The 24,247-nt window shown below is 67.2% G+C and carries 26 protein-coding genes and 1 riboswitch; of the genes, 13 read left to right on the forward strand and 13 right to left on the reverse strand.

All coding sequences use genetic code 11. The features are described 5' to 3' along the window. Positions 1–45 precede the first annotated feature (45 nt). From QNN99_RS11795 to QNN99_RS11805, 3 genes are all read right to left on the reverse strand, one after another. The gene (locus tag QNN99_RS11795) at positions 46–786 is read right to left on the reverse strand and encodes a class F sortase (RefSeq protein ID WP_229966623.1); all 741 of its coding nucleotides are present in this window, start codon (positions 784–786) and stop codon (positions 46–48) included. A gap of 19 nt (positions 787–805) precedes the next feature. Further along, on the reverse strand, positions 806–1,240 hold the full coding sequence (locus tag QNN99_RS11800) for an excalibur calcium-binding domain-containing protein (RefSeq protein ID WP_229966624.1): 435 nt from the start codon (positions 1,238–1,240) through the stop codon (positions 806–808). A 139-nt stretch (positions 1,241–1,379) separates the two neighbouring features. Next, on the reverse strand, positions 1,380–1,973 hold the full coding sequence (locus QNN99_RS11805) for a hypothetical protein (RefSeq protein WP_229966625.1): 594 nt from the start codon (positions 1,971–1,973) through the stop codon (positions 1,380–1,382). Between the two features lie 232 nt (positions 1,974–2,205). Here QNN99_RS11805 and QNN99_RS11810 point away from each other — a divergent pair, with 232 nt between their 5' ends. From QNN99_RS11810 to QNN99_RS11820, 3 genes are all read left to right on the forward strand, one after another. Then, complete coding sequence (locus tag QNN99_RS11810) at positions 2,206–3,495, forward strand: adenylosuccinate synthase (RefSeq protein ID WP_229966626.1); 1,290 nt, start codon at positions 2,206–2,208, stop codon at positions 3,493–3,495. A gap of 77 nt (positions 3,496–3,572) precedes the next feature. Beyond that, complete coding sequence (locus QNN99_RS11815; protein ID WP_229966627.1) at positions 3,573–4,970, forward strand: AAA family ATPase; 1,398 nt, start codon at positions 3,573–3,575, stop codon at positions 4,968–4,970. Then, positions 4,967–6,541, forward strand: coding sequence for a tetratricopeptide repeat protein (locus tag QNN99_RS11820; RefSeq protein ID WP_229966628.1), 1,575 nt, complete (start codon positions 4,967–4,969; stop codon positions 6,539–6,541). The genes QNN99_RS11815 and QNN99_RS11820 overlap by 4 nt, the downstream gene beginning before the upstream one ends. 53 nt (positions 6,542–6,594) lie before the next feature. On the opposite strand, the gene QNN99_RS11825 is transcribed toward QNN99_RS11820, so the two are convergent. Further along, complete coding sequence (locus QNN99_RS11825) at positions 6,595–7,587, reverse strand: DUF2804 domain-containing protein (protein ID WP_229966629.1); 993 nt, start codon at positions 7,585–7,587, stop codon at positions 6,595–6,597. Between the two features lie 88 nt (positions 7,588–7,675). Beyond that, positions 7,676–8,158: a MarR family winged helix-turn-helix transcriptional regulator gene (locus QNN99_RS11830; RefSeq protein ID WP_229966630.1), complete on the reverse strand. Its 483-nt coding sequence runs from the start codon at positions 8,156–8,158 to the stop codon at positions 7,676–7,678. An 81-nt stretch (positions 8,159–8,239) separates the two neighbouring features. Between QNN99_RS11830 and QNN99_RS11835 the strand changes: the two genes are divergently transcribed. From QNN99_RS11835 to QNN99_RS11850, 4 genes are all read left to right on the forward strand, one after another. Then, complete coding sequence (locus tag QNN99_RS11835; RefSeq protein ID WP_229966631.1) at positions 8,240–9,064, forward strand: alpha/beta fold hydrolase; 825 nt, start codon at positions 8,240–8,242, stop codon at positions 9,062–9,064. Between the two features lie 121 nt (positions 9,065–9,185). Further along, the gene (locus QNN99_RS11840) at positions 9,186–9,992 is read left to right on the forward strand and encodes a carbon-nitrogen hydrolase family protein (RefSeq protein WP_229966632.1); all 807 of its coding nucleotides are present in this window, start codon (positions 9,186–9,188) and stop codon (positions 9,990–9,992) included. A 211-nt stretch (positions 9,993–10,203) separates the two neighbouring features. Next, positions 10,204–10,764, forward strand: a complete 561-nt coding sequence (locus tag QNN99_RS11845) for an RNA polymerase sigma factor (protein WP_229966633.1) — start codon at positions 10,204–10,206, stop codon at positions 10,762–10,764. Further along, entirely contained in the window at positions 10,748–11,206 is a 459-nt protein-coding gene (locus QNN99_RS11850; protein WP_229966634.1) for a hypothetical protein, read from the forward strand. Before QNN99_RS11845 ends, QNN99_RS11850 begins: the two co-directional genes overlap by 17 nt. Here the strand turns inward: QNN99_RS11850 and QNN99_RS11855 are convergent. Further along, a complete protein-coding gene (locus QNN99_RS11855) occupies positions 11,203–11,709 on the reverse strand; it encodes a CoA-binding protein (RefSeq protein WP_229966635.1) in 507 nt (168 codons plus the stop codon). The genes QNN99_RS11850 and QNN99_RS11855 overlap by 4 nt on opposite strands. After that, positions 11,699–13,078, reverse strand: coding sequence for an O-acetylhomoserine aminocarboxypropyltransferase/cysteine synthase family protein (locus tag QNN99_RS11860; RefSeq protein WP_229966636.1), 1,380 nt, complete (start codon positions 13,076–13,078; stop codon positions 11,699–11,701). Before QNN99_RS11860 ends, QNN99_RS11855 begins: the two co-directional genes overlap by 11 nt. Positions 13,079–13,155: 77 nt before the next feature. Between QNN99_RS11860 and QNN99_RS11865 the strand changes: the two genes are divergently transcribed. After that, a complete protein-coding gene (locus QNN99_RS11865) occupies positions 13,156–13,494 on the forward strand; it encodes a hypothetical protein (protein WP_229966637.1) in 339 nt (112 codons plus the stop codon). Here QNN99_RS11865 and acs read toward each other — a convergent pair. The 4 genes from acs to QNN99_RS11885 form a co-directional block, all read right to left on the reverse strand. Next, a complete protein-coding gene (gene acs, locus QNN99_RS11870; RefSeq protein WP_229966638.1) occupies positions 13,488–15,533 on the reverse strand; it encodes an acetate--CoA ligase in 2,046 nt (681 codons plus the stop codon). The two genes, QNN99_RS11865 and acs, sit on opposite strands and share 7 nt — an antisense overlap. After that, positions 15,524–16,411 carry an ABC transporter permease gene (locus QNN99_RS11875; RefSeq protein ID WP_229966639.1) on the reverse strand — a complete coding sequence of 296 codons (888 nt, stop codon included), beginning with the start codon at positions 16,409–16,411 and terminating at the stop codon, positions 15,524–15,526. The genes acs and QNN99_RS11875 overlap by 10 nt, the downstream gene beginning before the upstream one ends. Next, positions 16,411–17,511, reverse strand: a complete 1,101-nt coding sequence (locus QNN99_RS11880) for an aliphatic sulfonate ABC transporter substrate-binding protein (RefSeq protein ID WP_229966640.1) — start codon at positions 17,509–17,511, stop codon at positions 16,411–16,413. The genes QNN99_RS11875 and QNN99_RS11880 overlap by 1 nt, the downstream gene beginning before the upstream one ends. Before the next feature lie 127 nt (positions 17,512–17,638). Next, positions 17,639–18,469, reverse strand: coding sequence for an ABC transporter ATP-binding protein (locus QNN99_RS11885; RefSeq protein ID WP_229966641.1), 831 nt, complete (start codon positions 18,467–18,469; stop codon positions 17,639–17,641). Positions 18,470–18,836: 367 nt separating this feature from the next. Continuing rightward, positions 18,837–18,952: riboswitch (SAM riboswitch) on the forward strand. Between the two features lie 125 nt (positions 18,953–19,077). Between QNN99_RS11885 and QNN99_RS11890 the strand changes: the two genes are divergently transcribed. From QNN99_RS11890 to QNN99_RS11900, 3 genes are all read left to right on the forward strand, one after another. Next, positions 19,078–20,445, forward strand: coding sequence for an LLM class flavin-dependent oxidoreductase (locus QNN99_RS11890; protein WP_284015892.1), 1,368 nt, complete (start codon positions 19,078–19,080; stop codon positions 20,443–20,445). A 121-nt stretch (positions 20,446–20,566) separates the two neighbouring features. After that, positions 20,567–21,184 carry an alpha/beta fold hydrolase gene (locus QNN99_RS11895; protein WP_229966642.1) on the forward strand — a complete coding sequence of 206 codons (618 nt, stop codon included), beginning with the start codon at positions 20,567–20,569 and terminating at the stop codon, positions 21,182–21,184. Between the two features lie 54 nt (positions 21,185–21,238). Then, a complete protein-coding gene (locus QNN99_RS11900; protein ID WP_229966643.1) occupies positions 21,239–21,670 on the forward strand; it encodes a CoA-binding protein in 432 nt (143 codons plus the stop codon). 16 nt (positions 21,671–21,686) lie between these two features. Here QNN99_RS11900 and QNN99_RS11905 read toward each other — a convergent pair whose 3' ends face one another. Continuing rightward, positions 21,687–22,514 (reverse strand): DUF1206 domain-containing protein, encoded by an 828-nt coding sequence (locus QNN99_RS11905; RefSeq protein WP_229966644.1) that lies wholly within the window; start codon positions 22,512–22,514, stop codon positions 21,687–21,689. Positions 22,515–22,649: 135 nt separating this feature from the next. Between QNN99_RS11905 and QNN99_RS11910 the strand changes: the two genes are divergently transcribed. Then, the gene (locus QNN99_RS11910; protein WP_229966645.1) at positions 22,650–23,036 is read left to right on the forward strand and encodes an MmcQ/YjbR family DNA-binding protein; all 387 of its coding nucleotides are present in this window, start codon (positions 22,650–22,652) and stop codon (positions 23,034–23,036) included. Next, on the forward strand, positions 23,033–23,602 hold the full coding sequence (locus QNN99_RS11915) for a DUF1990 domain-containing protein (protein ID WP_229966646.1): 570 nt from the start codon (positions 23,033–23,035) through the stop codon (positions 23,600–23,602). Before QNN99_RS11910 ends, QNN99_RS11915 begins: the two co-directional genes overlap by 4 nt. Here QNN99_RS11915 and QNN99_RS11920 read toward each other — a convergent pair. Continuing rightward, positions 23,578–24,129 (reverse strand): GNAT family N-acetyltransferase, encoded by a 552-nt coding sequence (locus QNN99_RS11920; protein ID WP_229966647.1) that lies wholly within the window; start codon positions 24,127–24,129, stop codon positions 23,578–23,580. The genes QNN99_RS11915 and QNN99_RS11920 overlap by 25 nt on opposite strands. Positions 24,130–24,247: the final 118 nt, after the last annotated feature.

Here is a 24,247-nt window from a genome sequence, read left to right on the forward strand (position 1 = left end):
GGAACCGCGGTCCCTCCGGATGGCCCTGCCGGGTGCTCGCTCCGATCAGTGGACGAGGCGGGCGTAGACGACGTAATTGTCGGCGAAGGTTCCGGCTTTCGGGTCGTAGCCGTCGCAGGTGATGAGCCGCAGTTCGGGTCCTTCGGTATTGCCGTAGACCTTCTCGCTGGGAAAGGCGTCCTTGGGATACTGCTCCCCGTGCTGGACGGAAAACACTGCGGTTGAGCCGTCCTCGCGGATTATCTCAACTTCATCGCCGGGCTGCAGCTTGCGCAGGTCCGCGAAGATTCCCGGGCCTCCGCCCTCGGCGTTGACATGGCCCAGGATGACGGCTGGCCCGGGCTCTCCGGGTGTGGGGGAGTGGATGTACCAGCCGGCAGGTGATCCGGGCCTGCCCGAAGGAACCTCCAGGGATCCCTTGCTGTCCACGTCCAGGCGGATCAGGGATGAGCGGGCGCCGACGGACGGAATGTTCAGGGATTCCGGCACTGATTCGGCCATGGCCGGGACCGGGCGTTCCGGGGAGGGCGGACTCGTGACCTGGGGTGTTCCCGGAACTGGGACGGGGGCGTCGGCAGGCGCAGCGGTATCAGGGGTGACGGCAGGCGAGGATGGCGCCGTCACGGGTGCTTCCGCGGAAAGGACCGGACCGGCGGGCGGCGTATTCTCGGTATCCAGATGCCCGGCGCCTGTCTGGGCGGCGCCGCCACAGCCGGTGAGAAGCAGGAGGACGGCCGCCGCGGCTGCCCGGAGGTCCCCGCGGCGGCCGGCTGTCGGATTAGTCATTCCGGTTCATTCGAAACGCCTAATCCTGCTGTGCGCTGCGGCGGCGGACAATGAATGTGCCTCCTGCTGCGGCGGCCAGGACCAGTCCGCCGCCGAGAGCCAAGATGCCGGCATTGGAGCCCTGCGGTTCCTGGGTGATGCCGGTGTTCGCGCCGCCTACGGGCATCCGGCCGACCTGTCCTGGCATTGGAGGTTCGGGTGTGGGATCAACGGGTGGAGCGGTTTCAATCGGAGTCAGGGGTTTGCTGTCATCTTCGCAGCCGATGCCGTCCACCCCGCCCCTGTCCAGATGCTCTCCGTACCTGTAATCACCGCGCTGAATGTTGTAAATGCCGTCCGCAGCGGCGGCATCGCAGTTCTGGTATGGGCCGGTCACGGCGAAAGCCGGAGTCGCCGAAAGAACCGAGAAGCCGGTGACTGCCGCCAGAGCCAAACCTGCAGTGTGCTTTTTCATGGTGCCTCTGCTTTCCCTGAGGAGTATGCATCCGAGTGATGCATGACGGGAAACAGAGTAGTAAGGGGGTACTTTTGTCACCCGAGTAGGCGGGGTTTTTGGCCCGGCGGCCCGCAATTAAAGTCCGGCGAAACAGTAGTCAGGGAAGGATGCTGGTAGTCACGGCAACAATTTGCGGCCTGGGCGGAACCGAGCTGAATCCGAAGCGCACCGGAGGATTAATGGGGGAGAGGCCGCCCAAATCCCGCCCGTTCCACATGGCCGAGGCGCCCGCCGCGGAGCGGATGGAGCGCACCCCGTAATACTCGCGGCGCTCGCCGCCGGCGGAGCCTGCCGTGGAGACGCCCGGCACCAGCAGGCCGGCCACGGGGTTGATCGCTGCCAGCCAGCGCGGATGCACGGCCAGGGCCGGGGGAATCATCTCCAGCAGGCGCCCCAGCAGTGTCCGCGGCCCCAGCACGATGTTCAGCCGCAGCGGCCCCGCACCGACCATGAGCCGATCCGCCGAGAGCCGGGCATCGACGTCGACCACATCCACGGCATCGAAATGATAGGTACGCCCGATGTACTCAGCCACCTCCGGATCCGGCGCCAGCAGAAGCCGTGATCCGGCCGCGTTCTCCGCCATGACATCGGTGAACGCGCCGAAGGGTGACTCGAGCCAATGACCCACCACCAGCCGGGTGCCGGAGGTCGTGCCAATACCGGCGATGTAGCCGCGAAAACGGTCCATCCGGCCACGCTACGCCGGGATCTGTTCAGGGAATACCCGTTTCGGGCGCTGCGGAAAGGGCACCGGAGATACAATCGGCTAAACTTGGTAGGTAAGAGCCCCGCGACTCCGGCTTGACTCCGGCTTTCTGTTATTTCCGGTCTGGCCTGCGAGTTCAGGGGCGTTCTCATGCACGGAAGCGGATCGCGCCGTCGGCGTTCCTCCCCTTTCGTAACTAATGGGGGAGGATCCCATGCCCGCAATTGTCATCGTCGGCGCCCAGTGGGGCGACGAAGGTAAAGGTAAGGCCACTGACCTGCTCGGGGGCCGTGTCGACTATGTCGTCAAGCCCAACGGCGGCAACAACGCCGGCCACACCGTCGTCGTCGGCGGTGAAAAATACGAACTCAAGCTTCTGCCCGCCGGCATCCTGAGCCCCAACGCCATTCCGGTGATCGGCAACGGCTGCGTGGTGAACCTCGAAGCCCTCTTTGAGGAAATCGACGGCCTGGAAGCCCGCGGCGCCGACACGTCCAAGCTGCGGATCTCCGCCAACGCCCACCTGGTGGCCCCGTTCCACCAGGTCATGGACAAGGTCACCGAGCGCTTCCTGGGCAAGCGTGCCATCGGCACCACCGGCCGCGGCATCGGTCCGGCCTACATGGACAAGGTGGCCCGCCTTGGCATCCGCGTCCAGGACATCTTCGACGAGTCGATCCTCCGCCAGAAGGTCGAAGGCTCGCTGCGGCAGAAAAACCAGCTGCTGGTCAAGGTCTACAACCGCCGCGACGTCGACGTCGAAGAGGTCGTCGAGTACTTCCTGTCCTACGCGGACCGGCTGCGGCCAATGATCATCGACTCCACCTATGAGCTGAACCGGGCGCTCGATGAGGGCAAGGTTGTCCTGATGGAGGGCGGCCAGGCCACCTTCCTGGACGTGGACCACGGCACCTACCCGTTTGTGACGTCCTCCAACCCCACCGCCGGCGGCGCATCAGTGGGTTCGGGCATCGGCCCGACCCGCATCACCCGCTCGGTGGGCATCATCAAGGCCTACACCACCCGTGTGGGTGCCGGACCGTTCCCCACCGAACTGTTCGACGACATGGGCCTGTACCTGCAGAAGACCGGCGGCGAGTTCGGTGTGAACACCGGACGTCCGCGCCGCTGCGGCTGGTACGACGCCGTGCTGGCGCGCCACGCCTCGCGCGTGAACGGCTTCACTGACTACTTCGTGACGAAGCTGGACGTGCTCACGGGCATCGAGCAGATTCCGGTGTGCGTGGCGTACGACGTCGACGGCGTCCGGTTCGACGAGATGCCGATGACGCAGACCGACTTCCACCACGCGAAGCCGATCTTCGAGTACTTCGACGGCTGGACCGAGGACATCACCGGAGCCCGGACCCTGGACGACCTGCCCAAGAACGCCCGCGACTACGTGCTGGCGCTGGAGAAAATGTCCGGCACGCGCTTCTCGGCCATCGGCGTCGGTCCGGACCGCGACCAGACGATCGTGGTGCGGGACCTGATCTCCGAATAAGGACCGCCGGTCCCCGTGGCAGGATGTACGTGGCACGCAGTTCGTGCCACGTACATCGGGGAAGGAACCACGGGGGAATGAACGAGGACGTACTGGCCAGCCTGCGGCGGGCCATTGAATCCAGTCCGGAGGACGCTGCACTGCGGCTTCATGTAGCGGAAATGCTGCTGGGAGCGGGCCGTCATTCCGAGGCCATCGGCGAGACCAACGCCGTGCTGCAGCGGGACCCGGCCCATCAGGCCGCACTGGATCTGCTGAACCGCACCGCGGCCGCCATGACGTCCGGTGCCGGCGTTTCCGCGGAGCTTCCCGTTCCTGCGGCAGATCCGGGCGGAGCGGACGCCGGCACGGAGCCGGAGCCGGAGCCGGAACCGGAAGATCAGCCGGCCGCCGCCGTCGACCCCGAGCCGGAAGAACAGCCGGACGCCGCCGTTGAACCCGGCGCCGTCGAACCGGCTGCGGGTTCCGCTGAGCCGGCCGCGGCAGCCTTCGACTGGACCCGCGCTGAAACCGAGGTGGGCTCGGAGGTTCCGCCGCCGTTCGTGAAGGAGCCCCAGTTGGCTTATGGCGGGGACGGCCCCGGCGTGGCCCCCCTCGACCCCGAGGTGCCTCCGATTACCTTCGCCGATGTCGGCGGCCTGGAGGCGGTCAAGAAGCGCCTGGACGAATCCTTCCTGCAGCCGATGAAAAACGCCGAATTGGCCAAGGCCTTCGGCAAGTCGCTCCGCGGCGGACTCCTGCTGTACGGGCCCCCTGGCTGCGGCAAGACCTTCCTGGCCCGCGCGGTGGCCGGAGAACTCGGTGCGGTGTTCATGTCCGCCACCATGACGGACATCATGGCCCCCTATCACGGCGAGACCGAGCGCAACCTCAAGGCAGTGTTCGATTCTGCCCGCGCGAAAACACCCACCGTCCTGTTCCTGGACGAAGTGGACGCCATCGGCATGAGGCGCAGCAGCCTCGGGGGACATCACGTCATGACCCGGCAGATGGTCAACCAGCTGCTGATCGAAATGGACTCGATGGCCGGGGACAATGACGGCCTGTACCTGCTGGCAGCCACCAACCATCCGTGGGACCTGGATGAGGCCCTGCTGCGGCCGGGACGCCTGGACCGAACCCTGCTGGTGATTCCGCCGGACTATGAAGCCCGTCTGCAGATCCTTGAGCATCAGCTGCGGGACCGCCCGCTGGCCGGAATCAACCTGGAGCAGATTGCGGCGCGCACCGACGTGTTTTCGGGCGCAGACCTGCAGCATCTCTGCGTGACGGCGGCCGAGAAGGCGATGACGGAATCCATCCGGGCCAACCGGATCTGTCCCATCACCATGGACCACATCGAGTCGGCCTTCGCAGAAGTGGGCGCCACCACGCTGTCCTGGCTGGAGTCCTCCCGGAACGTGGTGAAATTCAGCAACGCGCATGGCCGCTACAACGATTTGGCGGACTATCTGCGCTCCCGCGGCATGCTGTGAGTGCAGGAAGGCTGGCACCGGACATGGTCCGGGCCCGGTTCAACACGCTCATCGCCGCCCGCCGCCCGGAGGAGGCGCTGCAGCTGGTCCGCGCTCAGCTGCCCCATCACCGGGACAGCGTGTTCATCTGGGCGCTGCTCTGCCACGGATACCTCTCCACCGAGAAGTATCCGGAGGCCGAGGAGGCCGGGCGGCAGGCGCTGGCCCTTGCACCTCAGGATTCCAGCGTCCGGATCAATCTGGGGCTGGCCCTTTTCCACCAGGGCAAGCAGGCGGACGCCGTGGAGTGCGCAGCTCAGGCAGTGGAGTTAAGGCCCGAGGAGGCGGAAGGGCACTTCTGGCTGGGCCACATCCTGCTCAACGGGAACGCTGACGGGAAGAAGGGCCGGGAAGCCGCTCTCAGCTCTGCCCGGACCGCGCTGGAACTGGACCGGGAAACCGGTGATTACTACTGGTTGGCGGCGCGGGCAAGTTCACAACTGGGCAACTACGACGCCGCCCGCACTTACCTTGCAGATGGCCTTGGCGCGGAACCCGGGCATCGGGCCCTGCTGAAGCTGGGCACCCAGCTGTCCGGCGGGCAGGCGGTGGTGGGCGATGAAGTGGGTGTGGTGCGCTCACTGTTGGCCGAGGATCCCATGGACGCTGATGCGCACCGGCTGCTGAGGGGACAGGTATTCGCCGGACTGCGCCTGCCAACCCTGCTTCCCTGGCTGCAGGCCGCCGCCTTCTGCTTCCTGGCGCCGTTTGTTCCGGCAGCGGGCGACGGCGGCGCCACCCCGGTTGCCGTGGCCCTTGCCGTGCTCTTCGGCTGGGTTGGACGGCGGCACTACCGGCGGCTGGACAGCCGCCTGCCGGCGGGATACCTGAAGGAACAGGTGGATGACACACCGCTCGCCAAGGCCGGTCTGATCCTGGGTGCTGCCGCCATGCTCGCCGTGACGGCCGGAACCGTCTGGTCAGGTGCTGCGGGCAGCGGTGACCAGTTGCGCTGGGCCCTGGCCTGCACGGCCGCGGCCGTCCTTCCGGCCATAGTCGGACGCCAGCTCCTGCTGGCCGGTGAGGAACGCGGCGGACAGCGCGCCGGCGGCGGACGCTATCGGCGTCCGGACAGCTCCGACTCCACCGCGCTGCTGTGGATTCTGGGCTGTCTCCTTACCGTTCTGGCACTCCTGCACTGGAACCGGTGGGTCTATGCCGGCGCCGCGCTGCTGGCCTTCGGGCTGCTGCTCCTGGTGGTCCTGCTGGGCGTAACCGTCAGGTTCTTTGCCAACGAGCCGTCGCCGGACGGGATGCGGGCGGGCCTGCGGACCATTCCCGGCTGGGAGCGCGGCCTTCTGGCCGGCTGCGCGGCCGGTTTCCTGATCGTGGGCGGGGCGCTGAGCCTGTCCGGGATGCACCTGCTGCAGCAAGGGCCCACGCCGCAGCCCCTCGATTCCTCACCTGCTGCGCCGGAACCCTCCGGGGAGCCGGTTCCGCAGCCAAGCGACTTCCGCCCGCCGGATTCCAACAGTCTCCCTCCGCTGCCGGTGTTCACGATGCAGCCGCTGCCCACCATCGGCGGCGGCTGACCCGGGAAGTGCCGGACCCACCCGCCGGTTGCCGGCGGTGCCGGGCCGCCGGACTACCAGCGGTGCCGGGCTTCCTCGATCCAGCCGCCCAGGCCGTCCAGCGAATAGCCGGTGCCGTCGGGAGTGCGGGCCGTTCCGGTCCAGGTGCCGAAGGCCTGCCAGATTTCCGACGAAATGACGACGGCTTTGGTGGCGGACTTTCTGCGGTGAAAGGGCGTGAGCACGGCATCGATCCACGGCCCGTGCACCGTCCAGGGCGAATCCGGATCCTCCAGGTCGTAGGTGAACTCCAGTTCCCCGTCGTAATGGTGCAGCCGGCCGTCCACGATCAGGGCATTTTCGGTGGCCGGCGTACCCGCGGTCCACTGCCCGCCCAGCTGCAGGCCAAGCCGGGTGCCGTTCACGGTTCCGGAGCCCGCGCCCCAGGTCCACGTCGTCCGGTAGGGCCAGCGACCCCGGCCGCGGTCCAGGACGGCAAACGCATCCGTCGACACGTCATAAGTCTTGCCGTCCACCGTCACCGTGCCGGCGACGCTGCGGGCCACGTCCTTGAGCGTGTACTGGAACCGGCGGTCCGACCAGGGCACCACCACGCCCAGCACATCGCCGTCGGCGGGTGCATACAGGTCCACGGCCACCCGCGGTGAGCGGGCGCGCAGGTGGGTGCCGCCGTCGTCGTCGTGGAAGCGCAGTGACACGTCGCCCGCCGATCCCAGCGCTGTCAGGGGCGGAAGCGTGTCCGGCAGCTGGATGTCGGCGGCGGAGGGCAGGATCTTCAGCGGCTCGATGCTGATCTCCTCGCCGGTGGACCGGTTCAGGACGTACAGCTGCAGGCTGGCGGCGTAGCCGAGATTCACGATGGTCATGCCCAGCGCCAGCTCCGGAGTCAGCACACCCCAGTATTCCCAGCGTTTGGTCCGCAGCCGGCCCGCGGGACCGTCGGGAAGCGGCGTGCGGTGCAGCGGTGAGCGGGAGTAGCCCACGGCCTGCGGATTTAGGGTGCCGCGGGCAGTGGTCAGGTTGATCGGCAGCGTGAGTTCGTCCATGCGGCCCCAGTCTAGGCGGGGCGAAGCCCCAGGGAGGGCTACGGCTCGGTGGTCGAAATGGACGGCCGGCCCGCTGCCCAGATGCAGTCTAGTTTTTTTGACCCTGTCGGGTGGCGTTGAGAACTGTCTGAAGGGTTTGCATTGCAGCTTCAAAGTTCCGATCGCCGGCATAACCTGCCCATTGCTGCTCGAGCTCCGCGACCTTTGCCGAGGCCTCCTGCAGCAGCTTTAATCCGCGGGCCGTGGGGAGGATCAGTTTTGCTCGGGCATCCACGGGGTCCGGCTTTCGCTCGAGATACCCCAGGGCTTGCAGCTCATTTACCAACTCTGATGTTGCCGCCAGGCTCAACTGGGCTCTTGCAGCCAGCGCGGTCAGGCGGATGCCCTTTGTCCCCACGTTGCCCGTGATCTGGAGGTGGGCCGGACGAAGATCGCCGTAGCCGTGCCCCTCCGCCTCGGCCAGTAACTCGCGACGAAACTCGGCGAGCAGACGGACCAGCAGCTGGCCGACGGGAAGCCGTGTTGGCTTGGAATTTCCGATAGGGGAATCTCTTGACTGGGGCTGCGGCATGGAGGACAGTCTAGCTCGTAAGCTTCGGAAACCGAAGGAATACGCCCGGCATCCTCCGGGGGCACTTTCTAGGAGACTGGCATGGATACGAGAACATCGGCCATGGTGGACACAGTTTTGGGTCCGCTGATGGTCCGCCGTACGGGGGCCGGTTCTCCGGCGCTTCTATGGCACAGCATGTTTGTTGATTCAGAGACATTCGCAGGGGTGACAGGCGATCTTGGACGCAGTCACGAACTTTTTCTTGTGGACGGTCCAGGCCACGGCGGCAGCCCTGGAGTTCGCCGGCGTTATGCCTTGCAGGACTGCGCAACCGCAGCGGCCCAAATTATGGACGCGGTCGGCATAACTGACCCCGTCGACTGGGTGGGAAACGCCTGGGGAGGACATGTCGGCATTCTTTTCGCCGACGCCTACCCCACCCGCTGCGCATCACTGACTACCATCGGGACGCCTGCGTACGCCTTGCCGAGGGGTCAGCGCCAAAAGACCTCCCTATTGGTTTACCTGTACAGGATCCTCGGCCCGGGACCGTTCACGGGAGCAGTGGTGGAAGCACTCGTGGGTCCGGATGCGGACAAGACCGCACCCGAGGCTGCTTCGCAGGTGGCTGCAGCCTTCCGCAGGGGGAACAGGCAGGGCAAGTACTGGGCCATGCGTTCCTTGATGCTCGGTCGTCCGGATTTACGCCCGGTGCTCCCGCGATTGCGCGTACCGACGCTCATGATGAGCGGACGAGAGGACGCTATGAACGACCTTCAGGAGGCAGAGCGCGCGGGGCGTTCAGTGCCGGATGGAAGTTTTCTCCCGGTTCCCGGCAACGGGCACGTCGCGCCGCTCCTCATTGCCGCGGATCAGGTCACGGCGGCGATACAAGGCTTCTGGTCCCGCGCCGGCAACCCGTAGCTGGCTCTGGGGCAGCCGCGTACTCTGCACTGGCCCTCAACGGGTGGAGGAATCCTGCGGAAGGCCGTCTCCCTGCTCTAGGCTGGGAGAAACTTCGGCTCCATAAGAAGGCGGTTTGGTTATGTTGGTGAGCGTAGGCCAGTTCAGTCCCACGGGCGACGTCGGAGAGAACCTCGAGGTGATGCGCTCGCTGGCGGAGAAAGCGAAGACCGAGGGCGCCGAGCTGATCGTGTTTCCCGAGGAATCCATGTTCAGCGTCGGCAAGGTCGAGGGCCCGCTGGCCGCGGCCGTCGACGCCGGCTGGACCACCTTCGTCCAGCAGCTGTCGATGCTCGCGGCGGAGCTGGGCATCGCCGTCGTCGCCGGCGGTTACGAATCCAGCGGCGAGGACCGCCCGTACAACACCCTCGTGCTGATCGAGGCCACCGGGCGGATCGCTGACACGTACCGCAAACTGCACCTGTATGACGCCTTCAGCTACGCCGAATCCGCCCGGATCAAGCCCGGCAACGGCGGCGTGAAGGTGGTGGATCTCGGCGGCATCAAGGTTGGCCTGATGACCTGCTACGACATCCGGTTCCCCGAGCTGGCGCGGGCACTCACCGACAAGGGGGCGGACCTGCTGGCGGTTCCGGCCGCCTGGTTCAAGGGCGAACACAAGATTGAACACTGGGAAACCCTGCTCAAGGCCCGGGCGATCGAAAACACCGTGTGGGTGGCTGCCGCAGGGACCTCCAGCCGCCACACGGTGGGCCACTCGGCCATCCTGGACCCGATGGGTGTTGCGCAGGCCTTCCTGGACGATGAAGCCGAGGCCGTAGTCACGGCCGACGTGACCCGCAAGCGGATCGACGACGTGCGCGAGTTCCTGCCGGTGCTCAGGAACCGCCGCTTTGCCGCCAATGACCAGATTATTTCCGCCGGCTAAGCCTTCCCCGTCGAGAGCGGGCCCAAGGAAAATAGTTTCGGCGCCCGCGTAACTTTTGGCAGTTCCGGGACGATTACACTTTTGGAACGGTCGCACCGAGGCTTATCCCCCCAACGAGCCCCGGTGCGGCCGTTTCGTCATGTCCGCACCTCAGGTCGTCGCGGTAGTAACATTTGGGACGCCCATCCTTCCGCTAGGGAAAGACCGAACCTTGGCCACAGCCCTGACAGAGGACATCCTCGCTGCCGCCCGTGCCGGGAAACCCAAGGCGCTGCGCGAAATATACCTGGTCCTGGCTCCGTCGATCCTGGGCTATCTCGCCGGCAAGGGATGTGAGGATCCGGAGGGCCTGACCCAGGAAGTCTTTCTGACGGTCTTCGGCAAACTGCACTCGCTCACCGGCGGCCTGTCCGGAATGCGCACCTTCGCTTTCTCGGTGGCGCACGCGCGAATGGTCGACGACGCCCGACGGCGTGAGCGGCAACCGGTGTTTGCGCAGTTCCATCCCGCGGCCGATGTCCGAATCAGCGTTTCGGCCGAGGAAACGGTGCTTGAATCCGGAGCCGGCGTTGCCGCGCTGCTTGACGGGCTCCCGCCCCGGCAACAGGAAGTGCTGCTGTTGCGGGTTGTGGCCGACCTGTCGATCGAGGAAACAGCCAGCATCATGGGCAGCAGCGAGGGAGCCGTCAAACAGCTCCAAAGCAGGGCGCTGAAAATATTGAAGGACCGGTTGGAACGGAAGGAGGAGCCAGCTCATGAACGAATCGCCTGAGACCGGCGGCGACCCGAAAGTTCACCGCCTCCTTGCCGAATCCAACATTGAGGAAAGCCCGGAGCTCCTTAAGGGCCTGCGTCTCCTGCGTTCCTTTCGCGCCTCGCCGGCTCCGGAGCCGACCGGCGAGCTGGCCACACTGCTCAAAACCGCCAACCCGCCGCGTCAGCGGACACAGACGCACCGCGGCCTCATCCTGAGTTTCGCGCTGGCCGGTGCCATGGCGGCCGGGACAACCGGAGTTGCGGCCAGCAATGCCCTGCGGCTCACCTGCGAATCATTCACTGGCGGCGCAACGGAGCCCGCTCAGCCGAAGCAGGAGGACAGCGGGGAGACGGCGCCGCTGCCCGCCGAAAGTGCCGACGCGCAGGCGCCGTCCCCCGAAGCCGCGTTGTCCCCCGAACCCGCGCCGTCTCGGGCCGCCGGCGGGCGGCATCCCTAAGCGGTCAGCTGCCGTTTCGAGGAAATGACGCCGGTATTAAAGCCGGCCAGGTTCAGTCCGCCGTGGAACCGGGCGTGCTCAATCTTGACGCAGCGGTCCATCACCACGTCCAGCCCGGCAGCCTCAGCGGCGTGGGCCACGTCCTCATGCCAGGAACCCAGCTGCAGCCACAGCGTTTTCGCCCCGACGGCGATGGTCTCCTCCAGCACGGACGGCAGGTCGTCGTGGCGGCGGAACACGTCCACAATGTCCGGGACCTCGGGCAGATCCGCCAAGGAGGCGTAGACGGGCCGGCCCAGGATTTCCTTGGCCACCGGGTTCACGAAATAGACCGTGTACGGAGACGACGAGAGCAGGTACGTCGCCACGAAGTAGGACGCCCGGGACGGCTTGTCCGAGGCGCCCACAATGGCAATGGACTTCGCGCTGCGCAGCAGCGCCAGACGCTCCGGAGCGCTCGGGCCGTCCCAGGCGCGCGGTTCGGCAATGGCTTCAGCGGACATGGGCGGACTCCTTCAGCGGGGGCACAACCGGGACATCGGACGGGACAACTGACGGGGCGGAAGCGGCATCAGCCGACGCCGCGGACGAGGCAGCGGCGTCGAGCGCCTGATCCAGGTCCCAGAGGATGTCCGCAAGGTCCTCCAGACCCACGGAAATCCGGACCAGATCCTCGGCCACGCCCGCCGCGGTGAGCTGCTCCGGGGAGAGCTGGCCGTGCGTGGTGGAGCCGGGGTGGATGACCAGGGTCCGGGAATCGCCCACGTTGGCCAGGTGCGAGGCCAGCTGCAGGGCCTCAATAAAGGCCTTGCCGGCCTCGCGGCCGCCCCGGACTCCGAAGCTGAACACCGACCCCGGTCCCTTGGGCAGGTATTTCTTCGCCCGCTCATGGTGCGGATGGGAGGGCAGCCCGGCGTAACTGACCCAGGACACGCGCTCGTCGGCCTCCAGCCATTCGGCAACCGCCTGCGCGTTTTTCAGGTGTTCGTCCAGGCGCTGCGGCAGCGTTTCCACCCCCTGCAGCAGCTGGAATGCTGACTGCGCGCTGAGCGCGGGGCCGATGTCGCGCAGCTGCTCGGAACGCAGCTTGGTGAGGAATCCGTACTCGCCGAAGTTCCCCCACCAGGAAATGTTGCCGTAGCTGGCCACCGGCTCGGTCATTGCCGGAAACTTGCCGTTGCCCCAATTGAACGTGCCGGATTCGACGACGACGCCGCCCAGCGTGGTTCCGTGCCCGCCGAGGAACTTGGTGGCCGAGTGGATGACAATGTCGGCGCCGTGCTCGAACGGCCGCACCAGGTACGGAGTGCTCAGGGTGGCATCGAGGATCAGCGGCACGCCGGCGTCGTGCGCCACCTTCGCCAGCCCGGCGATGTCGGTGATTTCGCCGCTGGGATTGGCCACGACTTCGGCGTACACGGCCTTGGTGTTCTCCCGAATGGCCGCCGCGTAGTCCGCGGGATCCGTGCCGGGAACAAACGTGGTGTCGATGCCGAAGCGCCGCAGCGTCACGTCCAGCTGCGTCACGGTGCCGCCGTAGAGCTGCGCGGCGGCCACGATGTGATCCCCCGCGCCGCACAGGGCAGCGAAGGTCACGAACTCAGCGGACATGCCCGACGCCGTCGCCACGGCACCGATGCCGCCCTCCAGCGAGGCGATGCGCTCCTCGAAGGCCGCGACCGTCGGGTTGCCGATGCGGGAGTAGATGTTGCCGTACTTCTGCAGCGAGAAGAGGTTCGCCGCGTCGTCGGTGTCCTTGAAGACAAACGACGTGGTCTGGTAAATGGGCACGGCGCGGGCGCCGTGCGTGGCATCGGGGGTGCCGCCGGCGTGCAGGGCACGGGTCCGGAAGCCGAATTGTCGATCACTCATGAAATGAGTGCTCCTTCCTGGTGGGCCGCGGTGAAGCGGCTGCTCGATCGTTGCAAGTTGCGGGTGGCGGACGAAGAATGTTCAGCAGGACTGCGAACACAGCGGACGGGCAGCGGCGGAGGACGCCGGACGGAACGACGAAGGAAATGATTCCCATGGACGAGTACGTCGTTGTCATTGAAGCCGGCTACAAGCTGGGGGCCGCCACGCACAGGATCACTGCCACGGAGCCCCTGCCCCAGGGGGAAGCCAACCGGCTCTTCCTGGAGCTGATGGACGGGCTGCACGCAGACCTGCTGCCGGCCAAGACGGACACCACGTATCTGGAGGTCTCGCCCACGGAGTTTCTGCGCATTCACCGGGCCATGGGCGGCGCGGTGGTGATGGACCGCGTGACGCTGACCCGGGTTCACTGACCGGCTCCTTGTCGCCGGGCTTCGCAGACGCGGGCGATGTCAGCGATGCACGGTTCGTTCTGCAGACTGGTGGTATCGCCCAGCCGCGTGCCCTCAAACAACTGGGTCAGCAGCCGGCGCATGATTTTCCCCGAGCGGGTCTTGGGCACATCTGGGACGACGACGACGGCGGCCGGCTTGGCGATGGGCCCGATTTCCCGCGCGATGTGGGCCCGGAGCTCGGCGGTGACCCGCTGCATGAACACCGGATCCGCGGGGCCGGATTCGGGCAGGGCAGCGGCGGCGGACAGGACCACAAAGGCGGTGATCGCGTGTCCGGTTTTTGGATCGGCCACCGGGCACACTCCGGCCTCGGTGACCCAGGGATGGGACACCAGGGCGGATTCGATTTCGATCGTGGACAGGCGGTGCCCTGACACATTGAGCACGTCGTCGGTGCGGCCGAGGATCCAGGTGTCGCCGTCGTCGTCGTACCGGGCGCCGTCGCCGGCCAGGAACCAGCCCTGCCGCGCATACTGCCGCCAGTAGGAGGCGAGGTAGCGCTGCGGGTTTCCCCACACGGTGCGGGCCATCGCCGGGCCGGTCCGGTCCACCACAATGAAGCCCTGGGTGTTCGGGGGCACCGGATTGCCGGCCTCATCCACGATTCGAGTGCTCACGCCGGGCAGGGCGCGGGAGGCGCAGCCGGGCTTGAACGCGGTGTCAGTGGGGCGCGGGGAGAGGATTGTGGCGCCGGTTTCGGACTGCCACCAGGTGTCGATCACCGGCACCTCCCCGCGGCCAAGCTGCTCGCGCAGCCAGCGCCAGGCCTCGGGGTTCACGGCTTCCCCCACGGTTCCCAGCAACCGGATGGAGGAGAGGTCATAACGCTCCGGAACGCCGTCGGGGAACCAGCCCATCAGGGACCGGACCAGGGTGGGCGCGGTGTAATAGCTGGTCACCCGGTAGCGGTCGATAATCTCCAGGTGCCGTCCCGGATGCGGGGTGTTGGGAGTGCCCTCGAAAATAACCTGGGTGGCGCCGTTGGCGAGCGGGCCGTAGATCTCGTACGTGTGGGCGGTGACCCAGGCCAGGTCGGCGGTGCACCAATGCACGTCGGTGTCCCGTTCCGCTGGATCCGAATTGGCGAAGAGGTAGTCGTAGCTCCACGACGCCTGAGTCAGGTAGCCGCCCATGGTGTGCACCAGGCCCTTGGGCTTTCCGGTGGTTCCGGAGGTGTACATGATGAACAGCGGCGTCTCGGCGTCGAAGGCTTCCGGCGTGTGGGTGTCGGCGGCGGTGTCCACGGTCTCGTGCCACCACACGTCGCGGCCCTCGGTCCAGCTGATGTCCGATCCGGTGCGGCGGACCACCAGCACATGCTCCACGGCGTTGGCCCCGGCAACCGCCGCATCGGCGTTGTCCTTCACCGGCACGGCGGTTCCGCGGCGGAACTGGCCGTCGGTGGTGACCAGCAGCTTCGCGCCGGTGTCCTCGACCCGGAACTTCAGTGCCTCGGCGGAGAAGCCGCCGAAGACCAGCGAATGGACGGCGCCGACGCGGGCGCAGGCCAGCGTGATGACGATGGTCTCCACCAGAACCGGCAGGTAGATGACCACGCGGTCGCCCCGGCCGATGCCCAGGGCGTGCAGGGCGTTGGCGGCGCGGGAAACCTCCCGCTGCAGGTCCGCGTAGGTGACGGTGCGGCGGTCGCCGGGTTCGCCCTCGAAGTGCAGGGCGACTCTGCCGCCCAGGCCGGCGGCCACATGCCGGTCCACGCAGTTCACTGCGACATTCAGGGTTCCGCCGGCGAACCATTCGATCGCGGGGACGCTGTAGTCGGCGTCGGCCTCCGGGGTGTCCGGTCCGCTCAGCCGCTGCGGGGGGATGAAGGTGTGCGCGGTGTGCCAGGGCTGTTCCCACTGGAGCCTGCGGGCAGCTGCTTCCCAGAACGCGATCCGCTCGGCCTCGGTGGCGGGCTCGGTCACGGTTGCAGGGGTGACGGCGGCCGGGGTGCCCTCCGGGGCGGTAGTTGCGTCGAGCGCTGAGGTCAGGCCCATTTTTTCACCGCCGACTTTTCGGCGAGGCCCAGCAGGGCATCGGTAATCTTGCCGATGACAGCCAGCAGGACAATGGCCAGCAGCAGCCGGTCGGTGCGCCCGTTGTTCTGCGAATCGATCAGCAGGAAGCCCAGCCCCATGGAAGAGGCGATCAGTTCAGCGGCGACCAGGAAGAGCCAGGCCTGCGCCAGTGCCAGGCGCAGCCCGGAAAACACGGAGGGAACGACGGCGGGCAGCTGCACGGTGGTCAGCAGCTTCAGGCCGTTGAGCCCGAAGGCGCGGGCGGCTTCCACCAGGTTCCGGTCCACGTGGCGCAGGGCCAGGGACACGGTGGTGAACACGGGGAAGAACGCGCCGATGGCGATCAGCGTGATCTTGGAATCCTCACCGATCTTCAGCCACAGGATCAGCAGCGGCACCCAGGCCAGCGACGGCACGGCGCGCAGCGCGCCGATCACCGGACTCAGCAGGATTTCTGCCAGCCGGGACAGGCCGAGCAGGGCGCCCAGCACCAGCCCCAGCAGTGCGCCGATGGCGAAGCCGATGAGTACCCGCTGCGTGGAGATGGCGACGTGCAGGCCCAGCTGGCCGCGGTCGATGAGGTCGGTCGCCGCGGTGTAGACGGCGGCGGGCGACGGCAGCTGGACGGCGGTGAAGATGCCGGCTGCGGTGCTGAGCTGCCAGGCCGCGAGCAGTGCTGCCGGCACCACCAGACCCAGGGCGAGCCGGATCCAGCGGCGGGAGAGCGGTCCGGACGGTGCCGGGTTGTGTTCCGGTCCGGCCGGAGGCGCCGCAGTGGCTCCGGCGGCGGCTCTCCCGGCCCGGGAGGTTGGGACGGCGCTGGTTCCGGTGAGGTAGGGGTTGTCGGTGCCTGTCATCAGGACTCCTTGACCGCGTCCGGGTCAGCGTTCTGGACGTAGGAATCATCGAGCAGGCTGTCCAGTGCCGTGTCGACGGCGTCCTGGCCGGCCACGTCACCGGTTTCCACGAGGGTGGGCCCGATCTTTTCGAGCACGCTGCGCTGGGCCTCGCCGGGCGCCGGGTCGACGTCGAGGTTGCTGCGGTCCAGCACCACCGTCTGCGCCACCGCCAGGTCCAGTCCGGCGACGTCGGCGAGGATCCGCGCGGTTTCCTCCGGGTTTTCGGCGGCCCAGGCGCGGGCCTTCTCGTAGGCGTTGACCACTGCCTGCGCCTGTTCCGGGTCCTCCGCAAGGAAGGCCTCGTTGGCAGCCAGGATGCCGTAGGTGTTGAAGTCCAGGTTGCGGTAGATCAGCTGGGCGCCGTTCTGCTCGGCGCCGGCCATGATCGGATCCAGTCCGGCCCAGGCGTCCACCGATCCGTTTTCCAGGGCGGTGCGTCCGTCGGCGTGCTGCAGCTGCTCCACGGTGACGTCGGAGAGGCTGAGTCCGGCCTCCTCGAGGGCCTGGACCAGGAAGAAGTAGGGATCGGTGCCCTTGGTGGCGGCCACCGACTTGCCCTTGAGGTCCGCCACTGAGGTGACGTCCGAGTCGGCGCCGACCACCAGTGCCGACCATTCCGGCTGGGAGAAGACGTCGATGGCCTTGATCGGGGAGCCGTTGGCCCGGTTGAGCAGCGCGGCGGAGCCCGCCGTGGATCCGATGTCGATGGCTCCGGAGCGCAGGTTCTCGTTGGCCTTGTTGGACCCGGCGGACTGCACCCACTCCACCGTGATGCCGTCCTCTTCCAGCGAGGATTCGAGCCAGCCCTTCTCCTTGATGATCAGGCTGAGCGGGTTGTAGGTGGCGAAATCAAGGGTGAGGGTTCCGCCGTCGGCCGCTTCCGCGTTGGCGGCGGGCTCGGTATCTTCACCGGCAACGCAGCCGGTCAGCAGCAGCGAGGCTGCGGCTGCGGCCGCGGCCAGGGCCTTGACCGGCCCGCGGGACAGGGCCGGTCGGCGGCGGGCCGGAGAAGAGTTGGCGGAAGGGGCGGGGGAAGGAACGACGGAACGGCTGTTCATGGGAGTTCTTTCTGCTGGAGGACGGCGAGCCGGGCGGAAAACGGCACTGAACTGCTGGGGGAGCGTCCGGACGAAGGGAACGGACGCAGGTGAGAAGGAGCTGCTGGGGAGGGGCGGTGCCGGGAGGCTAGTGGCGGTCGACGCCGAGGCTGGCCAGGAGCTCGCCGCGCATTCGCGCCAGCTCCGCCGAGGCCCGGTCCCGCGGCCGGTTGCCGGGCACGGTGATGACCTGGGTGATCGTGGCGCCGGATTTCTCCTGTTCCTTGCCCAGCACAATGATCCGGTCCGCCAGCTGGAGGGCTTCATCCACGTCGTGGGTGACCAGCAGCACGGTGGTGGGGGTGGCCGTGTGCACCGAGAGGAGCAGGTCCTGCATCTTCAGCCGGGTCAGCGCGTCCAGGGCGCCGAAGGGCTCATCGAGCAGCAGCACGCCGGGGGTCCGGGCCAGGGCACGGGCCAGGGAGGCGCGCTGGGCCATGCCGCCGGACACCGCCCGCGGGCGGTGCTCGGCGAACGGGCCCAGCTCCACCAGCTCCAACAGCTCGGCCACCTTCGCCTTGCCGTGCTTGGCGCTCATGCTTTTGGGCAGGCCCATCGCGATGTTGGCCTGGAGCGTCTGCCAGGGCAGCAGCCGCGGCTCCTGGAATGCGACGGCGCAGCGGTCGTCGATCCCGTGCACGGGGGTGCCGTTGATCAGGACTTCTCCGGTGCTGGCGGCGTCCAGGCCGGCTGCGGCACGCAGCAGCGTGGATTTTCCGCAGCCGCTGGACCCGAGGATGGCCAGGACCTCGCCCGGGCGCACCTCGAAGTTGATGTTCCGCAGCACCCGGTGTGCTTCGGGGCCGGCGCCGAAGGTGCGGCCCAGCGAGGAAAACGTGACGGGAAGAGCGGAGCCGGCGGCCTGAAGCGGTGCAGCGGGCGGCGCGGCGGCAGGGGACTGTGAAGCCAAGGCGGTCATGTTAACTCTCCATCGGTCCTGGCAGTAGCACCCTACGGAAAACGCCTTGGGCCGGTTACGGCCTCCTGCGGTGTTGTCCTCGCTATTGCCGTTCCTCAAGGAGGAGGTACGGCAACCAGGGTTGCTGCGGCTTCACTGATCCAGGTCTCTCAGCCGCTCGGGATGGTCAAGAGCCACTAAACGCTTCATTCGGACAACGGGCAAGTCCCCGGCGTAACATTTCGACGCCGCGGCGCCAGCCGGAAAACCGCCGCGCGCGCCGGCCTGGAGGCCCAGGTCCGCCGCGGGGCCGGCTCCGTGCCCGCGGTTCACACAGGGTCATTGACTTCCGTTGAGCCGCATCGCTGTGCCAATACTGGAGCCGAAGGATCATGAGTCCCAACGCGAAGCTCTGGCTGGTTGGGCGGCAACCCTCTTCTCCGTAGCGGGGTGCCCCAGATGAGGATCCGGCCGTTGCGCGTCCGCGAACGGCAAGTACGGCGTTCCCTCAGGGGCGTCCCGTTCCGAAAGGTTCCCCCGTGACCGAGCAGAACATCCAGCCGACCACACAGAGCACACCCTCCACCGAGCAGGGCACCCAGCCCACCGCACAGGGCCCCCGGCGGCAGATCCGGTTCAACGCCTTCGACATGAACTGCGTGGGCCACCAGTCCCCGGGGCTGTGGCGCCATCCGCAGGACCAGTCAGCCAATTACACCGACCTCCGCTACTGGGCCAACCTCGCCAAAACCTGCGAAAAAGGCCTGTTCGACGGCATCTTCCTCGCCGATGTCCTGGGCACATACGACGTCTACGGCGGCTCCAACGAAGCCACCCTGCGCCAGGGCACCCAGGTTCCGGTGAACGACCCGCTGCTGCTGGTCTCCGCGATGGCCCTGGTCACCGAACACCTCGGCTTCGGCGTCACTGCCGGCACCGCCTATGAACATCCCTATCCGTTTGCCCGCCGGCTTTCCACCCTGGACCACCTCACCAACGGCCGGGTCGGCTGGAATGTCGTTACCGGCTATCTGCCCTCCGCCGCGCGGAATCTGGGCGCGGAAGACCAGCTGGAGCACGACGAGCGCTACAACCACGCCGACGAATACCTCGAGGTCATCTACAAACTGCTCGAGGGCTCCTGGGAGGACGACGCCGTCGTCCGCGACAAGGAAACCGGCGTCTTCACCGACCCGGCCAAGGTCCACGACATCAACCACGAGGGGAAGTACTTCAAGGTTCCGGGCATCCACATCAGCGAGCCCTCGCCGCAGCGCACCCCGGTGATCTACCAGGCCGGCGCCTCCCCGCGCGGCATCGCCTTCGCCGCAGGCAACGCGGAGGCCGTGTTTGTGGGGGCGCCCACCAAGGAGAAGCTCAAGGCCACCGTCACGAAGATCCGCGACGCCGCCGAAGCCGCCGGCCGGGACCGGCACTCGATCCGGATCTACACGCTGATGACGGTGATTACCGCCGCCACCGCGCAGGAGGCCGCCGCGAAGCACGAGGATTACCAGCAGTACGCCAGCCACGAAGGCGCGCTGGCCCTGATGTCCGGCTGGATGGGAGTGGACCTGTCCACCTACAACTTGGACGAGCCGCTGGGCAACGTGAAATCCAATGCCATCCAGTCCGCCGCGTCGAATTTCCAGAAACCGAAGGACGACGGCGAACCCTGGACGGTGCGCGACATCGCCGACTCCGTCGGCATCGGCGGACTGGGACCGCGGATGGTCGGCTCGGGCGCGGAGATCGCCGAAGAAATGATCCGCTGGGTGGAGGAAACCGACGTCGACGGCTTTAACCTGGCCTATGCCATCACCCCCGGCACGTTTGAAGACATCGTGGAGTTTGTGGTGCCCGAACTGCAGAAGCGCGGCGCCTACCGGACCGAATATGCGCCGGGTACCCTGCGCAACAAGCTCTTCGACGCCGGCGACAAGCTCCCGGCGGAGCACCGCGGTGCATCGTTCCGGCTGCAGCCCGCCGTGCGCTGACCTTCGGGCCGGCGTCCTGTTCTGCCGGACCGGGCATTGACCGGCCGCCCGGTCCGCTCCTACGTTTGAAAGGAACGTCCACCCTTACGGGCGCCACTTTCCCAGCCAGCAGGAGCCTGCCATGGAATCCTCAGCCAATGCCTCCGGAATAGCCCTGTCCGCAGACGGAACCCGCATTGCCTGGTCCCGCCAAGGCAGTGGCCCGCCGCTCGTGATTGTCGATCCCCTTCTGGCCGACCGCAGCAGCTCCAGCACCCGGGTCCTTGCCGACCTGCTCTCGGAAAACCACACGGTCTACACCTATGACCGGCGCGGCATGGGAGAAAGCGGCATGGGGGAGGAATACACGGCAGAGTCCGACGTCGATGACCTGCTGGCAGTGGTGCAGGTGGCCGGCGGATCTGCCGCCCTCTACGGGTTTGCCTCCGGAGCTTTCCTGGCGCTGCGGGCCGCCGAGGAGTCGGCGGTGATCACCCGCGTGGTGGCGCTGGAGCCCAGCCCGGCGATCGACGACGGCGACGATGAACTCCTGGTGCTCCAGACCGAGCTGGAGGGACTGGCCGGTGTTGAAGTTCCGGTTCTCATCCTGGCCGGCAGCAGCAGTGCAGATGAGACCCGGGACCTCGCCCGCCGCGCCGCGGAGGCCCTGGACGAGGGGGAATTTCAGCTGCTGGAGGGAACAGCGGCGAGCGTCCCGGACGCGGAGCTGGCCGACACCATCGAATCTTTCCTGAGCTGACACCGGCGGGCGTAAGCTGGAGCCCGATCTTCGGGCTCCAGCAAAGGACGGCACATGGAACTTGTCAGCGGCGCACACGTCAACGACCCCGCAGTAATCGGGCGGCTCCTGCGGGAGAAGGGGCGCTGGGCCGTCGTCGGGCTCTCGAATAACCCGAGGCGCACGGCGGTGGGGGTGTCGAAGTACCTCCAGGACCACCTGGGCATGGAGATCATTCCGGTCAGCCTCAAGGGCGACGATGTCCACGGCAACAAGGGCTATCGCCGGCTCAGTGATATTCCGGGCCAGATCGACGTCGTCGACTGCTTCGTAAATTCGACGCGTGTGGGCGACATCGTGGACCAGGCGATAGCCGTTGGCGCCAAAGCGGTGTGGCTGCAGCTGGGCGTCGTCGACGAGGCGGCTGCCGCGCGCGCCGCCGCCGCAGGGCTGGACGTCGTCATGAACACCTGCCCCGTCATCGAGGCTCCGTATTACGGCCTGTAGGCATAGGGTCGGGGACTCAGAGTTTCGCGAACCACGCCTGCAGGATCCCGGTGTACAGGCCGTAGCAGATGAGGCCTGCGCCCACCACGCCCAGCGCCAACCCGCCGTACGGCTGCGCACTCAGGGCATGGAGGGCGCCGTCGAGCCCGGTGGAGCGCTGCGGATCGGCGGCCACGGCCGCAACGATCACGAAGCCTCCCAGGATGACCAGTGACAAGCCCTTGGCGATGAACCCGAGGACACCGGTGATGGTGACGGCGTGCTCCCACGTGCCCGATGGAACGGCCTGCAGATCCCTGCGGAAGCGTCGGCTGGCGCCCTTGAAAATGAAGTAGCCGCCCACGCCGACGATCACCAGCCCCACGATCCCCAGCAGGACCGCGCCGGCGGGCTGGGCCATCAGGCTGGCGCTCCAGCCGGCCGAACTCTGGCTGCTGTCCTTGCCGGCACCGAGGGCAAACGTGCCGAACGTGATGCCGGTGGCGCCGTAGGCGGCGGCCAGTGCGGCGGCGGAAGCCCGCATCTGCCACAGCTCCCGTCCGCTCAGGCCCCGGCTGTCCATCCAGATCCGTGAGAACTGGAAGACGGCCAGCGTGAGGCAGCCCAGGAAACAGACCCAGAGCAGGGCCAGCCCGCCCGGCTGCCCGGCCAGTGCACCCACCGCGCCGGAGGAATCGGCACTGCCGCTGCCGCCGGACGCAATCTGCAGGGCAATCACTCCGATGAGGAGGTGCATCAGGCCGCTGGCGGCGTAGCCGACGCGGGCGGCACGTTCAAATCCCTTCGAATCCGCAGCATTTTCCGTAGCCGCGGCAAACCTGTCACGGTGTCCTGTACGAGCCAAATAATCCTCCAAAAGTCGGGAGCGCACCGCTTGTGGCGGGCCGCCGGATACCTGCGATGTCTTCATTTTCTCACTAGTGGCGCGGCGCCTTCTCACTAGTGGTGCATCGCCGCGGCGGCGGACTAGGCTCGGGTGATGGACGCCGCACAAGTGAAACGGGTATGCCTGCAGTTTCCGGGGGCCTACGAGGACTTTCCGTTCGGCCCGGAAGCGTCCGTGTTCAAGGTTCAGGCGACGGGCGGCAAGGCCCGGATGTTTGCGCTCTGCGACCTGTCCGGGGTACCGCTGACGATCAGCCTCAAGTGCGAACCCGAGCTGGCGCTGCAACTCCGGGCCGCCCATCCCCAAATCAACGGCGCATGGCACATGAACAAGAAGCACTGGAACTCTGTCCGTCTCGATGAGGGGCTGGATGATGATCTGGTGCGGGACCTCGTGGAGGACTCCTACGACCTGGTGGTCGAGTCCCTGCCGGCCCGGGACCGCGAATCACTGAAGTGGAAAGGGCTGGCCGGCGGATGAACCGGGACCTGAGCTACCCTGACGCCGGCCATACCCGGCGGCCGTATCCCCAGCCGCTCACCCAGCGCTGGCCGGACGGATACCGGCTGGAGCTGCGCCGGGAAAGGCTCGACGTTCCGGATCCGGCGGCCGGATTCCTGCGGTTGGCCAATGGCATCCTGGACTGGGATCTGCACCGCCGGGCCGGGCTGCGGGTGGCGGCAGCCACGCCCCGCGCCGCTCCGGGGGTGGAAATGTCCTCCGGAGTGGGGGTGGGTCCGCTGCGCTACTACGCTCCCTGCCGGGTGCTGTGGTCCGAGGAACCAGAAGTCGACGACGACGGCGCCCCCATCCCGGGGCAGCGCGCCGGTTTCGGTTACGGCACCCTCAAGGGGCACCCGGAACAGGGCGAAGAGGGGTTTTACGCCGAACTGGACGGGGAAGGAAAACTGATCTTCCGGGTGGCGGCGTACAGCCGGCCGGCCAACCGGGTTCTGGCCGCCGGCGACTTCGCCAACCGCGGTGTGCAGCGGTTCTTTACCCGGCGCTATCTCGCGGCAGCCTACAAGCTCAGCTCCGGCAGCTGAGCTGCGCTGAGGGCGAAGCCAAGGCCCAAGCCCGGAGTTTCCACCGGCAGGAATCCGGCGGTGAGCAAAAGAGACTGCGAGGATTCGTTCTCCACCTCGGTGTAGGCAACCACCCTCGACACGTTTTCCTGTTCCAACGCCCTGCGGGCCATGGCGATGAGCGCTTCGGTGGCGTAGCCCTGCCCCCGCCGGGACGGGACAACGCTGTAGCTCACCTCCGCGTCCCCCTCTTCGGGCAGGAGCAGGAAGCCGATGGTCCCAATCACCTGCGCCGTCGCCTGCTCGCGGATGAGGCGGGTGGTCAGTGCGCCGGAAATGTTCAGGCCCGTTTCAAAGAACTGCTGGGCGGCGTCGTGGTCTGTGGGTTGCGGAAAGTCCGGCGCCCAGTCCGACAGCCGGGACTGGATGATCAAGGCGTCGAGCTCAGCGGGGGAGAGCGGGTCCAGTTGCAGCCGTTCGGTGCGGAATCCGGTGGCTGGGGCGGGCGGTTCGGCAGCCGGTGCTGTGTGGTCAGGGGTGATGGTCACTGAGTAATTGTCCACGCCTGGTTGCGATTTGTTCCTATTTCGTGAGCAACATCTTTTCGTGCCCCGTGCCCCGTGGCGCCCAGGTCCTCCAGCCACGCGAGATGGCAGAAGGTGCGCT

The sequence above is a fragment of the Arthrobacter sp. zg.Y820 genome, assembly GCF_030125555.1.
Taxonomy (GTDB): domain Bacteria; phylum Actinomycetota; class Actinomycetes; order Actinomycetales; family Micrococcaceae; genus Arthrobacter_B.

Bases quoted from the DNA above. Each gene is read 5' to 3' on its own strand.
- QNN99_RS11795 (WP_229966623.1), bottom strand. From the start codon at position 786: ATGACTAATCCGACAGCCGGCCGCCGCGGGGACCTCCGGGCAGCCGCG.
- QNN99_RS11800 (WP_229966624.1), bottom strand. From the start codon at position 1,240: ATGAAAAAGCACACTGCAGGTTTGGCTCTGGCGGCAGTCACCGGCTTC.
- QNN99_RS11805 (WP_229966625.1), bottom strand. From the start codon at position 1,973: ATGGACCGTTTTCGCGGCTACATCGCCGGTATTGGCACGACCTCCGGC.
- QNN99_RS11810 (WP_229966626.1), top strand. From the start codon at position 2,206: ATGCCCGCAATTGTCATCGTCGGCGCCCAGTGGGGCGACGAAGGTAAA.
- QNN99_RS11815 (WP_229966627.1), top strand. From the start codon at position 3,573: ATGAACGAGGACGTACTGGCCAGCCTGCGGCGGGCCATTGAATCCAGT.
- QNN99_RS11825 (WP_229966629.1), bottom strand. From the start codon at position 7,587: ATGGACGAACTCACGCTGCCGATCAACCTGACCACTGCCCGCGGCACC.
- QNN99_RS11830 (WP_229966630.1), bottom strand. From the start codon at position 8,158: ATGCCGCAGCCCCAGTCAAGAGATTCCCCTATCGGAAATTCCAAGCCA.
- QNN99_RS11835 (WP_229966631.1), top strand. From the start codon at position 8,240: ATGGATACGAGAACATCGGCCATGGTGGACACAGTTTTGGGTCCGCTG.
- QNN99_RS11840 (WP_229966632.1), top strand. From the start codon at position 9,186: ATGTTGGTGAGCGTAGGCCAGTTCAGTCCCACGGGCGACGTCGGAGAG.
- QNN99_RS11850 (WP_229966634.1), top strand. From the start codon at position 10,748: ATGAACGAATCGCCTGAGACCGGCGGCGACCCGAAAGTTCACCGCCTC.
- QNN99_RS11855 (WP_229966635.1), bottom strand. From the start codon at position 11,709: ATGTCCGCTGAAGCCATTGCCGAACCGCGCGCCTGGGACGGCCCGAGC.
- QNN99_RS11860 (WP_229966636.1), bottom strand. From the start codon at position 13,078: ATGAGTGATCGACAATTCGGCTTCCGGACCCGTGCCCTGCACGCCGGC.
- QNN99_RS11865 (WP_229966637.1), top strand. From the start codon at position 13,156: ATGTTCAGCAGGACTGCGAACACAGCGGACGGGCAGCGGCGGAGGACG.
- acs (WP_229966638.1), bottom strand. From the start codon at position 15,533: ATGGGCCTGACCTCAGCGCTCGACGCAACTACCGCCCCGGAGGGCACC.
- QNN99_RS11875 (WP_229966639.1), bottom strand. From the start codon at position 16,411: ATGACAGGCACCGACAACCCCTACCTCACCGGAACCAGCGCCGTCCCA.
- QNN99_RS11880 (WP_229966640.1), bottom strand. From the start codon at position 17,511: ATGAACAGCCGTTCCGTCGTTCCTTCCCCCGCCCCTTCCGCCAACTCT.
- QNN99_RS11885 (WP_229966641.1), bottom strand. From the start codon at position 18,469: ATGACCGCCTTGGCTTCACAGTCCCCTGCCGCCGCGCCGCCCGCTGCA.
- QNN99_RS11895 (WP_229966642.1), top strand. From the start codon at position 20,567: ATGGAATCCTCAGCCAATGCCTCCGGAATAGCCCTGTCCGCAGACGGA.
- QNN99_RS11900 (WP_229966643.1), top strand. From the start codon at position 21,239: ATGGAACTTGTCAGCGGCGCACACGTCAACGACCCCGCAGTAATCGGG.
- QNN99_RS11910 (WP_229966645.1), top strand. From the start codon at position 22,650: ATGGACGCCGCACAAGTGAAACGGGTATGCCTGCAGTTTCCGGGGGCC.
- QNN99_RS11915 (WP_229966646.1), top strand. From the start codon at position 23,033: ATGAACCGGGACCTGAGCTACCCTGACGCCGGCCATACCCGGCGGCCG.